We start from the raw sequence: 15,972 nt of genomic DNA, 5'->3' as shown, positions 1-15,972 counted from the left end.
TATTCCACCACAATCCCATCCGTGGAAACTTGCATCTTTCAAGCAATACCTTCATAAAATCGGAAAATCTTATGAAGAATTCAAACATGAGAGGAATACCTCTCAACCACTATTATAACCAATTTTCACTTATCTGACCGATTTTTTCAAGACATTATCAATTTCGATTGACAGTTTTTTTCTTGACACCATTTTATTTTCTATCAATAGAAAAAACAGTCATTAATCCTATCAATATCGAAAAATTCAATAAAGATAATCATTGGCTTTATCATTAGACTAAGGGACTGAGCAATTTACCTTAACAAAACAATGTCTAATGCTATATATAACAACAGCTGGGCTAAATGACTAGTAAATGAACTTTATATTGCTTGTGTCGTGAAACTACGACTTTCTAGCACACGAACCATAGCATCTGCGGTATCTAATGCTGTAAAGAGAGGGACACCTGCTTCTATAGCGGCACTGCGTATAGTCTGTCCATCTTCATCAGCAGTACGCTTAGTCCCAACAGTATTGACAATCGCCTGTACAAGACCCTTGCGAAGAAGGGCTGGAATATCATTAGCATCATCTTCTCCTAACTTATTAACTAGGATCGGGTTGAGTCCATTAGCCTCAAAATACTCGGCAGTTCCAGAAGTAGCGTAGATACCATAACCAATAGCATCAAAACGCATAGCCAAATCAAGAGCTTCTTCCTTAGTGTCATCATGGATAGTAAAAATGACATTTCCAAAGGTAGGAAGATGTAGATAACTAGCCTCAAATGCCTTATAAAGTGCCTTTTCAAGCGTCCTATCTGATCCCATGACTTCACCAGTAGATTTCATTTCAGGTCCTAAAAGGCTATCAACCTTAGCTAACTTGGTGAAGGAGAAGACAGGAGCTTTAACGTGGACATTTGAACTTGCTGGATAAAGACCATCCTTATAACCCAGATCAGCTAGACTCTGACCTAGAATCAACTGGGTCGCCACCTGCGCCATCGGAATATCCGTAACCTTAGATAGGAATGGTACCGTACGACTAGCGCGTGGGTTGACCTCAATGACATAAACCTTTTCATCATGGATAACAAACTGAATATTCATCATACCAATACAATTAAGCCCAATCGCTAAACGCTTGGTATAGTCCGCAATCGTATCAATAATATCTTGCGAGAAGGTTTGGGGTGGGTAAACCGCCATGGAATCTCCGGAATGCACTCCTGCCCGCTCAATATGCTCCATAATACCTGGAATCAGTACATCTTTACCATCAGAGATAGCATCAACTTCACATTCTCTTCCTACTAAATAAGAATCTACAAGTACAGGATGGTCTGGACTGGCTTTAACAGCTGTGCGCATATAAGAACGTAGATCCTCTTCGTTTTCCACGATTTCCATAGCACGGCCACCAAGAACGTATGATGGACGAACCAAGACAGGAAAACCAATCTCACGGGCGGCTTCTATGGCTTCTGCTTCATTTGTTGCCGTATGTCCAGGAGGTTGTGGAATATCCAAATCCTTAAGAGCTTGTTCAAAAAGATCACGATCTTCAGCACGATCCAAATCTTGAACCTGAGTACCAAGGATCTCAACACCTGCTTGAGAAAGAGGTTCAGCCAAATTGATAGCAGTTTGCCCCCCAAATTGAACGATAACCCCCTTAGGTTGCTCCAAATCTATGACATTCATCACATCCTCAAAGGTTAGAGGCTCAAAATACAACTTATCAGAAACAGAGAAATCTGTAGAGACAGTTTCTGGATTTGAATTCATAATAATAGCTTCATAGCCAGCTCTTTGAAGGGCCTTAACTGAGTGAACGGTTGCATAGTCAAACTCAACCCCTTGACCGATACGGATAGGGCCAGAACCAAGTACAATGACAGACTCCTTTTCGGTCCTGATAGACTCATTTTCAAAAGCATAAGTTGAATAAAAATAGGGTGTAGAGGATTCAAATTCTGCAGCACAGGTATCCACCATCTTATACACCGGAACAATGCCATTATTCAAGCGCAACTCACGAATGTCTGCTTCGGTGATATTCCATAATTCGGCAATCTTACGATCCCCAAAACCAAAACGCTTAGCCTCTTTGAGAGCATCGATATTATTGATGGAAGTCTTTAACAGATCTTCAATCTCAGAGATATGCAGCAACTTATCCAAGAATAAGAGATCAATCTTAGTCAATTCTGCAATTTCCTCAATCGTAAATCCTCTTCGGATTGCCTCAGAAATATAGAATAGACGATCATCTTGAGCTTTAACAATTTTTTCTAAGAGAGCATCATCAGTAACATGAGCCAACTCAGGGATCTCATTATGATGCACACCGATTTCAAGAGAACGACAAGCTTTGAGCAGACTCTCTTCAATATTACGCCCAATAGCCATAACCTCTCCAGTAGCCTTCATCTGAGTGCCTAAAAGTCTCTCACCATTTTCAAATTTATCAAATGGAAAGCGTGGAAGTTTAGCAACAACATAGTCCAAAGCTGGTTCAAACATGGCATAAGTTGATCCTGTAACTGGATTAATCATCTCATCCAATGTCAAACCAACGGCAATCTTCGCTGCTAGCTTAGCAATAGGATAACCCGTAGCTTTGGAAGCTAAAGCCGATGAACGAGACACACGTGGATTAACCTCAATAACATAATATTTGAAGCTATTAGGATCCAAGGCTAACTGAACGTTGCATCCTCCCTCGATATTAAGAGCACGAATAATTTTTAGACTAGCGTCGCGCAACATCTGATTTTCAATATCAGAGAGCGTTTGCGTTGGAGCAAAAACGATAGAATCACCTGTATGAATTCCAACTGGGTCAAAGTTCTCCATGTTACAAACTACTAAGGCATTATCAGCACTATCCCTCATCACTTCATATTCAATTTCCTTGAAACCAGCAATCGAACGCTCAATCAGACATTGGGTAACAGGGGAGAGTTTCAATCCATTCTCAGCTATTTCACGCAGCTCTTCTTCATTGGCACACATCCCTCCACCAGTACCGCCAAGCGTAAAAGCTGGACGAACAATAACAGGATAACCAATTTTATCTGCAAAATCGAGAGCCTCATCCACCGTATTAACAATCTCAGATTCTGGAATTGGTTGGTCTAATTCTTCCATTAATTGCTTAAAGAGGTCACGATCCTCAGCCTGATCAATAGCCGATAGTTTAGTCCCCAATAGCTCGACACCAAGCTCATCCAAAATACCAGAATTAGAAAGCTCCATCGCCATGTTTAACCCAGTTTGGCCACCAAGTGTTGGCAGCAAAGCATCTGGGCGCTCCTTACGCAAGATGCGCGTAACAAACTCTACCGTAATAGGCTCGATATAAACACGATCAGCAAATTCTTTGTCGGTCATAATGGTCGCTGGATTAGAGTTGACCAAAACAACTTCATAACCCTCCTCACGTAGAGCCAGACAGGCTTGAGTTCCAGCATAGTCAAACTCTGCAGCCTGACCGATAACAATAGGACCAGAACCAATAACCATAATTTTCTTAATATCTAAACGTTTTGACATAACTTATGATACAAATTCCCTAGAATCTTTGATAATCACCTAAACATTGATCCATCTGGAATGCTTTAGAGGATAACCTAGCAAAAATCTGGAATGCGCTCGACCTAAGTCGAACACCTTGTATCTTCTCCTTTCTATCATTTGTGTCTCTCAGGACAGCATTAAATATTAGCGACTAGCTTGCTCTAATTTAAAAGCATCTATCAATTCAAGGAATTCATCAAAGAGATAGCTGGCATCATGTGGACCCGGCGCCGCATCTGGATGGTACTGAACTGAAAAAGCTGGATAATCCCTGTGACGCACACCTTCGACCGACTTATCATTGATTTCTTCATGAGTTACCATTAGACAATCCGGCAGTGTCTCACGATCAACAGCATAGCCATGATTTTGACTAGTAAAATCAACACGACCAGTAGCAATCTCACGCACCGCATGGTTGAAACCACGGTGACCAAACTTCATCTTATAAGTTTGCGCACCATTAGCTAAACTAAAGAGTTGATGACCCATACAGATACCAAAAATAGGTATTTTACCCTGAATACCACGAATCATCTCCAATGCTTCTGGTACATCCTCCGGATTTCCAGGACCATTGGAAAGCATAACACCGTCTGGATTTAATTGCAAAATTTCTTGAGCTGTCGTGCTATAAGGAACGACTGTTACGCTACAATGGCGTTTAGAAAATTCTTGTAAAATGGAGTGTTTAAGTCCAAAGTCTACTAAGACAATATTTTTGCCTACCCCAGGGGCTGGATAAGCTGTTTTGGTAGAAACTTGCTCGATATTGTTAGTTGGAAGTACTGTCGCACGTAATTGATCCTGAAGGTGATCGAGGCTATCACCATCATTAGCAATAGTCGCTTTCATCGTACCATGCTGACGAATAATTTTAGTCAATGCACGCGTATCAATACCTGAAATTCCAGGAATATTTTTTGATTTGAAAAACTCATCCAAAGACATTTGGTTGCGCCAATTACTGGCTAAACGAGCATGCTCAGATACCACAACTCCCTTACAAGTCGGTGTAATAGACTCATAGTCGTCACGGTTAATCCCGTAGTTACCTACCAAGGGATAAGTGAAAGTCAAAATTTGTCCATTGTAAGACTGGTCTGTAATAGATTCCTGATAACCAGTCATCCCAGTATTAAAAACAATCTCACCTGTAACATCTATACCAGCACCAAAAGCCTGACCTTCAAAAATAGTGCCGTCTTCTAAAATAAGTAATCTCTTTACCATATAATTTCCTTTCACTCTATCTCAACTACCTACAGGCGTATATGAAGCTAAGTTTTACCATTCAAAATAGCTTCAATGATCGCCATACGAACATATACACCATTTTGCATTTGGGCCACAATCCTTGATTTTGGAGCTTCAACTAATTGATCTGCAATCTCAACATCACGATTGACAGGTGCCGGATGCATAATGATAGCACTGTCTTTCATGCGCTTGTAGCGATCCTCTGTCAGACCAAACTGCTGATGATAAGTCTTCTTCGAAAAACTATTAGCCCCATCATGACGCTCATGCTGAACCCTTAGAAGCATGAGAACATCTACCTTATCAACAATAGCGTCGATAGCCTCAAATTGCCCATAAACATCAAAATCACTAGAATACCACTCTTTGGGACCGCAGAAGTAAAGCTGGGCTCCTAAGCGCTTGAGAATTTGCATGTTGGACTTAGCAACCCTCGAATGCGTTAAATCACCAGCAATAGCAACAGATAAACGATCAAAATGTCCAAATTCCTGATAAATAGTCATCAAATCCAATAGACTCTGACTAGGATGTTGACCCGATCCATCACCACCGTTAATGATAGACGCCTGAATACTCCGACTATCAATCAAATCTTTATAATAATCGTCCTGATTATGTCGAACTACGCAGATATCCACTCCCAGGGCTGACATAGTTAAGATAGTATCATAGAGAGTCTCACCCTTATTGATAGAGCTAGTTTTGGCATCGAAGTCAATGACATCCAATCCTAACTTTTTTTCAGCAACCTCAAAAGACTTATGCGTCCTAGTCGAATTTTCAAAAAAGAGATTGGCTGCCATATACTGTCGATCTAACTGTATTTGAGCTTGACCAGATTTAAAGGCAATTCCTCGTTTAATCAATCCTAGGACTTCTTCGTTCGTCAAAGTTTCCATTGTGACCAGATGCTTTAGAGAGACACCTTCATTTATAACAACCATGCTATCATTCCTTTTCTGGTAAAATTTGGTACAGAATAATTCCTAGTAATGTTGAAAATGCCACACTAGTGATTTCAAGACCTGCAATTTTCAAGGTCAAACCGCCAATACCTGAAACCAAGATAACACTAGCAATAAAAAGATTTTTCTTATTATCCAGATCGATCTTATTCTCGATCAAAATTTTCAGTCCACTGGCGGCAATAACACCAAAGAGAGCGATAGAAACACCACCTAAAACGGCCGATGGGATTGACTGCAAGAGGGCTGAAACCTTACCAACAAAACTCATGATTATAGCCAGAATTGCCGCCCCTGCGATCACATAAACGGAGAAAATTTTATTAAGGGCCATAACACCGATATTTTCACCATAAGAAGTTACAGGCGGTGCCCCAAAAATCCCAGCAACAATCTGCGCCAGACCATCTCCTGTCAGAGTACGCTCCAAACCAGGATCTTTAAAGAAATCTCGTCCCGTCAAGCTATTTAACACCATAATATGTCCAAAATGTTCTGTCATAGTTACAAAGGCAATCGGTGCCATGGTTAAAACAGCACTGGGGTAAAACTTAAAATGACCCTTTGTCAAGAAAATATGGAAATCAGGTAGATCAAGCCAGGATGCCTGAGCTACGCCTGAGAAATCAACTAAGGGGTGGCCACTAACTGCTCCTACCACAATAGCAAAGCCGTAACCAACAATAAGCCCTAGCAATATGGGAACAACAGCCACAATCTTTTTACCATAAAGGTTAAATGCAATAACAGAAAGCAGGGTGACCATGGCAACAAGCAAGCTGATACCGCTGTAATTACCATCTTTTGTCATAGCATCATTGACGGCTGATGTTGCTAGGCTAAGCCCAATAACCATGATAATAGGTCCAACAACAATCGGTGGCAAAACTTTATCAATCCAATTCTTACCAGCAAACTTGACAATAATAGCTACGATTAAGTAGACTAAGCCACCAGCTATCGCCCCTTGAGCGACAGCTGGCATGCCATCAGTCTTCATCAATGTCTGCATAGTCGCTATGTAGGCAAAGCTAGAGCCCATATAAGCCGGGATCTTGTACTTAGTAACTGATAAGTGAACAAGAGTACCTAAACCGCTTGAAAATAAAGCTATAGCTGGATCAATCCCGACTAAAATAGGAACCAAGACAGTTGCTCCAAACATAGCAAATAAATGTTGCAGTGATAGTCCAAGAAGCAACCCTGCTTTAGGCCTATCAGATATATCATAAGCAAGCTTATTCATAGTATCCCCTTTTTCTATTTCGATTCACTGATAAAGACACAGTCCCTGCCATCGACCTCAGTCATCTCCACCGTAATCTCCTCGGTAGACCTAGTCGGAATGTTTTTTCCAACATAATCCGCTCGGATTGGTAATTCACGATGGCCTCGATCAACCAAGACTGCTAAACTAACCCGGGCTGGACGCCCCAGACTGACTAGATTATCAATGGCTGCTCGGATAGTGCGTCCAGTATAAAGGACATCATCTACTAGAATCACATCACGTCCTGTAATATCCACAGGCATCGTTGTCGTATCTTCCTCAGCCCTAATATCATCACGAAAATGCTTAATATCAAGCTCTCCAGCAGGGACATCAACATTTTCAAGCTGTTTAAGGCGCTCCTGTATGCGACGAGCAATATAGACCCCTCGAGTCTTGATGCCTGCCAGAACGACATTCTCTAGACTTTTATTCCGCTCAATAATCTCATAGGTGATACGTGTAATAGCACGCTTCATTGTCACATCATCTACAATTTCTTTTACTTTCATACGACAGCTTCCTCTTCAATAAATTATGAAAAAATCTCCTTGCTTTCACAAGGAGATTACACAAAACCAAGGTCAGAGTACAACTCACCCTTACCTCATTAATATCGTGACTCCTTGCCTGTCTCTCTGGACCGGATTAAAGGATCATATTCATTTAACACATTGTAACAGATAATGACTATCAAATCAAGCTTAGATCAGACTTTTCTTAATCTTTCTAGAGTTTCTTGAAAAATGCTTGGCGGTTCCGCAGAAAATTCCAACTCCTCACCGGTAGATGGATGGGTGAAACCAAGCGTCTTGGCATGAAGAAACTGCCCTTGCCCCTTCAGAGTCTTTTTGGGACCGTACAAAGGATCTCCTGCAATAGGATGACCAATATAAGACATATGAACCCTGATCTGATGCGTACGTCCTGTTTCCAATCGTAACTCAACCAAAGTATAGTCGCCAAATCGCTCTAAAACCTTAAAATGGGTTACAGCAGGTTTTCCCTTGGCATTTACAGCCTGCTTCTTACGATCTTTTTCTGAGCGACCAATAGGAGCTTCAATCACCCCCCTATCATTTGGTAAATTACCGTGAACTATAGCAACATACTTACGTAAGGATTTCTTCTGCTTCAATTCTTCAGCTAATCTCTGATGAGCCTGATCATTTTTAGCAATCATCAACAGACCCGACGTGTCCTTGTCAATACGATGAACAATACCAGGACGAACCACACCGTTGATGGATGAAAGATCTTTGATATGAAACATCAGCGCATTAACTAAGGTACCAGAACTATGCCCAGCTGAAGGGTGAACCACCATTCCCTGAGGCTTATTGATAATAGCAACATCATCATCTTGATAGATAATATCTAGAGGGATATCTTGTGCTGAATATTCCAAAACAACCTCTTGAGGTGCTTCATAGGTAATAATATCTCCTAGCTTAACAGCATACTTAGCCTTTTTAGCCTGACCATTGACCAAGACAGTCCCTGCCTTGATAGCATCATTAGCCTGAGAACGCGATAGCTCCGTCAAATCTGCCAGTGCTTTATCAAGGCGAACACCTTCAAACTCATTAACTGTTACTTGCATGGTCACCTTCCTTCCATAGGGCAATCAGCATCACCACTACACCAATACTTAAAAAACTATCAGCCAGATTGAAAATAGCAAAGTCTATAAAATCTAATTCAATCATATCGACCACGTAGCCAAGACGTAAACGATCGATAAAATTTCCTAAACCACCCGCTATAATCAAAATCAGACTAGAAACTATCCAAAGAGAACCATCTTTGTGGTACCAGAGGTAGACAACAGCTGCACCGATCACCAAAAGCGTCATTAGTGCAAAAAACCACTGCTGGTTCTGTAAAATAGAAAAAGCTGCGCCATAATTTCGAACATAGGTCAAATGAAACACGAAAGGTAAAAAGGGACGCTCACCCTGCAAGGCTATCCTATCGACAACCCAATACTTGGACCATTGATCTAGTGCGATCAAAAAGAGAACGACTATAGGTATAAGTTGATGTCGTAATTTCACAGGAATCCCCCTCATGGTCTATAAGTATCAAAGTAAATACGCATCTCTTTTATAAATTGAAGCGCATACGCTGACAAGGCTGTATCTACACGTTTGACATAGACCATCTTATTGTCCAGATCATCTTCCATAGGAATGACAGCTATACCATTCACACTTCTACTATCTAAAAAGCCTGATCCAGTCGCATAAGCATCTGTACGTTCTAAAATACCATTTAAAGTGGCACGATCCGTCACATTAAATAACAAGGAACTGTCAGACGTATCTATAAAGTTCTCAGAATAGTAGGGATATTCATCTTTTTCTTGAGTAAAACGTACAGTCGGTAAATTGCTTAGATCATCTACAGTTAAAACAGACTTTTTAGTGAGAGGATGATCCTTACGCAGATAGATATGTGTTTTAAAGGGAATCAACTCAACGAGTTCCAACCCCAACTTATCCAATTTTTGCTGAATACCTTTGCTATTTCGCCGATTCATATAAATAATCCCAATCTCACTATGTCCCTGACTGACCTCATCTAAAATTTGTACAGTCGTCGACTCAAAAATCCTCAACTCTCTATACTCAGGATATTTTTGCGAGAAGGTGGTCATTAAAGGAGGCAAAAAATCATAGTGCTGACTGGCTATCGAAAATTGAGGGGTCCCCATATCAGGATTGGTGTATTGTTTTTCAAAACTATCAAAACTTTTAACCACATCCAAAGCTTTCTCATAAAAAACCATACCCTGACTGGTCAAAACAGCACCTGTAGTCGTACGTGTAAAAATCTGAAATCCCAACTCTGTTTCCAAATCTTTTACAGCAACAGACAAGCTTGGCTGACTGACAAAAAGTTTGGAAGCAGCCTCACGGAATGTCCCGCTATTGGCAATAGAAACTACATAACGTAATTGTTGGATATTCATTAGTCATCCCTTCATAATATCATTGGCTTTATTATAGCAAAAATTGATCTATTAGAACATCTCAACTCTTCCCTTCTTTGAAGGTTGTCTCAAAATCAAAAAACAGCACTAGTATTTTAAGTCACTATTTCTATCAACGTTATCTTCATTGCTGTTTATTATTTAATATTTCGTTAAGATTACAATATCTAATCATTTCAGAGACCATAAACATTTCTTAACATATTATGTTACAATGAACAGGTCTTACGACAATTGCATAGGGAGGTAATAAGAATGCAAGGAAAGACAACTTATAAACTACACAAATCCAAAAAGCACTGGGTAACGATAGCTGGAACACTGACAGCGCTGTCAGTATCCCTACTTGCGTCCAGCAATCCAGCTAAAGCTGATGAGCAAAAAGCTCAGAGTACTCCTGCTGATTCTGGTGCTATCATTGCAAAACCAGGAAGTGGTTTAGAATCACAAGCTACTGTACAACAACCAGCATCAGTAGCTCCTGCTGCAACTTCAGAATCTACAGCTGCTACTCAAACACAAGAAGCTAATCAAGCGCAACAAAGCTGGCAGCCTGTTCAAACTGATAAGGAAACTTCTTCTACTGTTGAGACTGCAGCCAAGGCTGTGACACAAACGACACCAGCATCTACTGCGACTGTTGAAGAAAATACTCAATCAACTAGCTCTAGCACAGGTAGCCATTGGTATACTGTTCCTGATACAAGATACAGTTATTACTATGGCAATGATGGCAAGATTGTAACAGGCTACCAAACGATTGATGGTAAGCAATACTACTTCTCAGAACAAAATGGTCAACAGCTGAAAGGTATTGGTACAGACAGTACTGGTAAAGCTATCCGCACTGATTATGATACTGGTGAAATCCTAGACGCTAACCTTAAGCGTAATACTTTCCATAGAGAAAACGGTGTGAACACTTGGTACTACGTTGATGCAGAAGGTCATCTAGCAACTGGTTGGCAAAACATCAATGGTCAAACACTATACTTCAACCAAGATGGTAAGCAAGTCAAAGGACATACTGCTCAAATTGGAGATAGCCTTTACTACTTCGATCCAGATTCTGGAGAAATGATAACCAATCGCTTCGTCTTAGTACCACATCACTATACACGCGGCTATCCTTCAGGTGCTGTCGGTGATAAAGCTTGGATCTACCTCAAAGAAGATGGTAAGGCTGCCTATGGTAACTTCGAGCTAAATGGTAAGCTCTACTACTTTAATTCCGATCACTTCCAAGTCAAGGGAGAAGCCATTGAAGCTGGAAAAGATGCAAACGGTGAGCAACTCTACCGCTTCTATGATTATAACTCTGGAGAAGCTGTAAAAAACAGAACTGTTAAAGCTCGTACAGGTACATTTGAAATCGGAGCTGATGGTTTAGGTAAACGCATTAGCTACTAATCATCAATATATATTTAAAACCAGACGGGCTTAGCCTGTCTGGTTTTATGATCCACGATATGACAAAAGTCGTTTGGGAATTATTCCCAAACGACTTTTGCAATTATAATAGACAATCTCTATTGATAACACTTATTAACGACCAAAGAAGAAACGATCACGGGCAATCCCGTCTTCTCCAATGACGTAGTAACGATCACCAACTTTAACAGTTCTATTAAAGACTTGATCTCCTGAATCAGCATCATAGTAACGTAAACGACGATCTGCTCCACGTACAAGATTACCCTTAACTTGCTGACCATTAGCTGTAAAGTAGAGACGTTGACCATTAATCACACGAGCACCTGTTACAGCAACGCCATCCTCACCAAGGTAGAACCAGTGTCCTTCATTATCTTGAACAAAACGATTGGTCCACATCTCACCTGAATCGGCATCGTAATAGCGAACTTGGCCATTATCATGACGGAAGCCACCTTTAACTTGCTGACCATTAGAGCCGAAGTAAAGTTTTTGGCCATTAATCGTTTGAGCACCTGTTACAGCTGTTCCATCAGCTCCAAGGTAGAACCAGTGTCCAGCAGCATCAGATACGAAACGGTTGGTCCACATTTCACCTGAATCAGCGTCGAAATAGCGAAGCTTACCATCTTGAGAAGTTGCAAACTCACCTTTGACTTGTTGACCATTAGATTCAAAGTAAAGATTTTGACCGTTGATCTTTTGGAGACCAGTAACAGCCTTACCATCTCGACCTAGGTAATACCAGTGTCCAGCATTGTCTTGCATAAAGGCATTTTGTACAGCATTACCACTATGAAGGTCAAAGTAGTAAACATCACCATTAACTGTAACAAACTCACCCTTAGTTTGGATACCATCTTTATCAAAGTATTGAAGATTGCCATCAACAGCATCTACCCCTACAGACATCACACCATTGCGGAAATAACGCCAATCGTTACCAAATTGGAAGTAGCCATTTTCATAACGTTTACCATCATTAGCAAAGTAATAGGATTTACCATCTGCATCTTTATAGATACTGTTACGTAGAGCAACACCATTATCAAGGAAATAATAGTTAGCACCATCGATAGACTGCATACCAGTTACCATGTAACCATTTTCTCCGAAGTAATAGAGATTACCACCCTCATTGATGAAGGCCTTCTTCACTTGAGCTCCAGTAGTACTTGACTTGTAGATATATCCAGTACCATCAAACTGAATACCACTTTCAACCACTTCTCCAAGAAGTGCACTTGGTAAGAATACATTTTCTTTATTGACAGTGAAATATTGATTAGATACTTGATCATTTAGAACATAGTCAGAACCACGTCCAAGAATATTAGAACCATTAAAGTACTTAGCAGACCATACTTTGATTTTCTCTGATGGATCAATCGGTTGACCTGTAGAAATTTGGAGACGCTCGAAAATTTCTGGATACTTGGCTTGCAACTCATCAAGGAATTCCCCACCATACTTAGCTTGATAGTCATTTCCGCTACCTTTAGTGTCTGTAACATAAAGCGTTCCCTTGATATCACTACCTGCAGTAGGGACACCAAATTTATCTGTACGTGTTACCGTTACGACTTCTTTTTCTGGGAAAGTGTACATTTGGTCTGGAACCCAGTCAGCCATAACTTTCATACCAGCTTTATGAAGGGCTTTAATAGCTGCTACTAACTGATCAGCTGTACCATATTTATTTGGCTTAGAAATACCCAAGTCATAACGGTCTGTAAAGGCATAACCATTCTGAATAACAGAGTCAAGGAACTGACCGTCAGTTGATGACAAGTATTGAGGTGCCATCTCAAAGTCAGTGATTCCCCATGATTTGAAGGTATCCACATTTTTAGCGATGACTACATTCGTATATTCATCTTCAGTTCTTGCAAAGGCTTGGAAGTTTGAGAAGCCTTCATACATCACACGAGAATCTAAAGCTGCATCTTGATGCAATGAACGTCCATCAGTACTTGCTGCATCTGAGGCTGCTACACGGATATCCTGATCATCAGAAGCTCCTACAGGTACCCAGACTTGAAGGAAACCAGAAATTTGTGGGTTAGCTACTCCCTTGAGATCATCATTCAAGAAGTAAAGGTAACCATTTTCATCAGTACGCTTGACTAGTCCAGCTCCTTGCGCCTCAGCATCAGAATTGTAGATAGCTACACCCGTTTCAGTAGAAACCAACATAGCACGATATTCTTGGTTGGCATGAGCAGCACCCATGTTAAGCGCTACAACATTTCCTTGTAAATCAAATCCAGGTTGATTACCCATAACAACACCTACACCTGATGTACGTGTTGTTGCATCACCCTTATCGCTCTCTTTAAGCGCACCCTTACCATAACGAACAGAAGTAAGGATCTCACCATTACCGATATTATAGTTTTGCATGCGCTGTCCACCAGACACATACTTAATACGAGCTTTAAGAAGTGATTCAATCGCATCGTAGTTTACAGTCTTATTAGCCATATAATGACCATCATCTGTAAACATATCCCCGTAATAAACACGTGGAATAGAACCTTTATTAGTCAACAGAAGCGTATAAGATAGTGGCACATTGTAGTGTGTGTACTTCTTATCTGTTTTCTTCAAGTCTTCGTTATAAATTTTAAAGGCTTGATCGATTTCTTCTTGAGTAAAGGAATAACCAAAGGAGTTAGGATTGATTTCTGCCTTGATGATATCACGGATCAGATCCTGAACTTCACTGTCATGAGCACGTGCAAAGCTATAGCTTGGAACCTCTTCTACTTCACGGTCATCAACCTCACGGTCAACCACACTGTTGTGAATCAAAGGATTAAGCCCTGAACGAATAGCAGTTGGTTTAGCCAAAGACCAAAGCATAGACAAGCGGAATTTGTTGTCCATATTCATCAAATTGTCGCCTTCATCGTGCAGATATGGAGTGTCGTTATTGCTCCATGCTTCTACAATAGAGACATGGTCGTTGGCATTTTTATTATTTTCATTAATTTTGTATGCTGCTTTCAAGTAATCACTTGAAATTTGAAGCAAGTCAGCATCGACATTATCCACCGCATCAACACGGATAGAGTCAAAGTTAGCTTCTGGGTCATTAGCATAGATGCTTCCAAAATTCATCAAATAGTGTAGCCAGTTCAAGCTTTCTGCCTGAACGACTGGATTGGAATTATCAACATCGTTAGCTAAGAGATATTCATAACCACCCAATGGATCATCAGGGTTGTAAGTATAACGTGAATCTAAAACACCTGTTTGAGCACTCGGTGTACGATTGAGCAAGCGGTAATCAGACTCAGTATCTGGTGTCAACGGTGCGTCATTATCAAAGCGTAAAGCACCATTTTGAAGGTGACTATCATATGGTTTTTCACTTTCACCATTCCATTGAGACTGGGTCTTGACAAAAGCTGAGATGGCCTCACGCAACCAAGCTACATTTTGCTCTGAAGTAATACGCTGCTCAATACGTGCTTGAATTACCTCAGATGCTGCTTGCAAATCACTAACAGATGCATCGTTTGAAAATTCTTTATCGATACCAAGCACATTATTCATGTAATTAACATAATTGCGCTTAGTTTCTGTGTCTGGCCACCAAGCCATCAACAAAGGACGAAAATCCTCTGATGTTGACTCTGTCCACTTTTGACCATCTTTTAAGATGTATTTTGGACGGTACCAAGAATCAGCTGTCAAATAACCATCGATAGCTTCAAAACTATCAGCTGATGTGTCATAAGCACGATTGTTGGAAACAAAGGTAGTTGTCTCAGCACTGGTAGCTGAAGATGCTTGATTAGCATTAGCACGAGCCGATGTATTCTTCAAAGCCCCTGTCGCATCGAAGTAATAAACTTTTCCTTCATGACTGAAAGCGAAGTTTTTCTTAGCTTCACCATCTTGATCGATATAGTAGTATTTACCATCGATTTCTTTAACATTTGGAACAGAAGCTAACGATTGATCAGCTGTCTGTGTTGTAACAGAAGTCTCTTCATCAGCTTGTACATCTGCTGTAGCAACCCTTTGGACATCATTAGATACAGCTGCTTTTTGAGCTACAGGCGCTTGTACTTCATCAGCTTGTACCGCTTCTTGTCCAGCTTCATTACCTTCTGACGTTGCAGTCGCAGCGACATCAGAAGAAGGAGCTACTTGCTCTTGATCCGATTGTGTCTGCTCTCCAGCAACAATAGGTTGGCTAGCATCATCTACAGGCGCTACATTCGTATCAGCGCTCGCTGCAGATGCTCCAATAGCTGAAGCCAACATTGTCGCAGACGCAACCGAGATAGTTACCCATCTTTTCTTGACCTTATGCATTTTAAAACGTTCTTTCCTCTCCATGAATGGAGTCCTCCCAATTTGAAAAAAGTTATTGCTCAAAAATATAATAATCTTTAAGCTCCGTTTAATTTTAACATTATATTTAATATATTACAAATATTTTGTCATATATCTACAGCTAAT

10 protein-coding genes are annotated in these 15,972 nt (G+C 40.6%); 1 reads left to right on the top strand and 9 read right to left on the bottom strand.

The window, feature by feature from the left end; all coding sequences use genetic code 11:
* Positions 1–365: 365 nt before the first annotated feature.
* The 8 genes from carB to AC4HAJ_RS01935 all read right to left on the bottom strand — a co-directional run bounded on the left by carB (position 366) and on the right by AC4HAJ_RS01935 (position 10,041).
* Entirely contained in the window at positions 366–3,545 is a 3,180-nt protein-coding gene (gene carB, locus AC4HAJ_RS01970) for a carbamoyl-phosphate synthase large subunit (protein ID WP_491078469.1), read from the bottom strand.
* 168 nt (positions 3,546–3,713) lie between these two features.
* Positions 3,714–4,802: a carbamoyl phosphate synthase small subunit gene (locus AC4HAJ_RS01965; RefSeq protein ID WP_491078468.1), complete on the bottom strand. Its 1,089-nt coding sequence runs from the start codon at positions 4,800–4,802 to the stop codon at positions 3,714–3,716.
* 47 nt (positions 4,803–4,849) lie between these two features.
* Positions 4,850–5,776, bottom strand: a complete 927-nt coding sequence (locus AC4HAJ_RS01960; protein WP_491078467.1) for an aspartate carbamoyltransferase catalytic subunit — start codon at positions 5,774–5,776, stop codon at positions 4,850–4,852.
* 4 nt (positions 5,777–5,780) lie between these two features.
* Positions 5,781–7,043 carry a uracil-xanthine permease family protein gene (locus AC4HAJ_RS01955; protein WP_491078466.1) on the bottom strand — a complete coding sequence of 421 codons (1,263 nt, stop codon included), beginning with the start codon at positions 7,041–7,043 and terminating at the stop codon, positions 5,781–5,783.
* Positions 7,044–7,057: 14 nt separating this feature from the next.
* Positions 7,058–7,579, bottom strand: a complete 522-nt coding sequence (gene pyrR, locus AC4HAJ_RS01950; RefSeq protein WP_491078465.1) for a bifunctional pyr operon transcriptional regulator/uracil phosphoribosyltransferase PyrR — start codon at positions 7,577–7,579, stop codon at positions 7,058–7,060.
* A 197-nt stretch (positions 7,580–7,776) separates the two neighbouring features.
* Positions 7,777–8,670 (bottom strand): RluA family pseudouridine synthase, encoded by an 894-nt coding sequence (locus AC4HAJ_RS01945; RefSeq protein WP_491078464.1) that lies wholly within the window; start codon positions 8,668–8,670, stop codon positions 7,777–7,779.
* Positions 8,654–9,124 (bottom strand): signal peptidase II, encoded by a 471-nt coding sequence (gene lspA / locus AC4HAJ_RS01940; RefSeq protein WP_491078463.1) that lies wholly within the window; start codon positions 9,122–9,124, stop codon positions 8,654–8,656. Before lspA ends, AC4HAJ_RS01945 begins: the two co-directional genes overlap by 17 nt.
* Positions 9,125–9,135: 11 nt before the next feature.
* On the bottom strand, positions 9,136–10,041 hold the full coding sequence (locus AC4HAJ_RS01935) for a LysR family transcriptional regulator (RefSeq protein WP_491078462.1): 906 nt from the start codon (positions 10,039–10,041) through the stop codon (positions 9,136–9,138).
* A 276-nt stretch (positions 10,042–10,317) separates the two neighbouring features.
* Here AC4HAJ_RS01935 and AC4HAJ_RS01930 point away from each other — a divergent pair, with 276 nt between their 5' ends.
* The gene (locus AC4HAJ_RS01930) at positions 10,318–11,472 is read left to right on the top strand and encodes a KxYKxGKxW signal peptide domain-containing protein (RefSeq protein WP_491078461.1); all 1,155 of its coding nucleotides are present in this window, start codon (positions 10,318–10,320) and stop codon (positions 11,470–11,472) included.
* Positions 11,473–11,607: 135 nt separating this feature from the next.
* Here AC4HAJ_RS01930 and AC4HAJ_RS01925 read toward each other — a convergent pair whose 3' ends face one another.
* Positions 11,608–15,849 (bottom strand): glycoside hydrolase family 70 protein, encoded by a 4,242-nt coding sequence (locus tag AC4HAJ_RS01925; RefSeq protein WP_491078460.1) that lies wholly within the window; start codon positions 15,847–15,849, stop codon positions 11,608–11,610.
* Between the last annotated feature and the right edge of the window lie 123 nt (positions 15,850–15,972).

The sequence above is a fragment of the Streptococcus sp. ALY_211 genome (assembly GCF_058314555.1).
The sequence above is the reverse complement of the archived record's forward strand: the minus strand, read 5'-3'. Positions and strand labels throughout refer to the sequence as shown.